The following is a 552-nucleotide window of genomic DNA, read 5'->3' on the forward strand; positions in this document are numbered from 1 at the left end:
ATGATGACGATCGTGGTAGCCGCTCAGGTGGTCGAGGCCGAGGTCGCAGTCGTGATGACGACGATGATGACGATGATCGCGGTAGCCGTTTAGGTGGCCGAGGACGTGGCCGCAGCCGTGATGACGATGATAATGACGATCGCGGTAGCCGCTCAGGTGGTCGAGGCCGAGGTCGTAGCCGTGATGATGACGACGATGATGACGATCGCGGTAGCCGTTCAGGTGGCCGAGGACGTGGCCGCAGTCGTGATGACGACGATGATGACGATCGCGGTAGCCGTTCAGGTGGTCGAGGTCGTGGCCGCAGCCGTGATGACGATGATGATGACGATCGCAGTAGCCGCTCAGGTGGTCGAGGCCGCGGTCGTAGCCGTGATGACGATGATGATGACGATCGCGGCAGCCGCTCAGGTGGCCGAGGCAGAGGTCGTAGCCGTGATGACGATGATGATGACGATCGCGGCAGCCGCTCAGGTGGTCGAGGCCGTGGCCGCAGTCGTGATGACGATGATGATGACGATCGTGGTAGCCGCTCAGGTGGTCGAGGCCGAG

At 62.3% G+C, this 552-nt stretch carries 1 protein-coding gene; it reads left to right on the forward strand.

Annotation, left to right across the window (positions count from 1 at the left end; all coding sequences use genetic code 11):
- Positions 1 to 552 (forward strand): hypothetical protein (locus ODQ17_RS19135; RefSeq protein ID WP_322905648.1); only part of this gene is annotated, 552 nt, incomplete at both ends.

This window comes from Acinetobacter sp. IRS14 (genome assembly GCF_034650275.1).
Taxonomy (GTDB): domain Bacteria; phylum Pseudomonadota; class Gammaproteobacteria; order Pseudomonadales; family Moraxellaceae; genus Acinetobacter; species Acinetobacter oleivorans.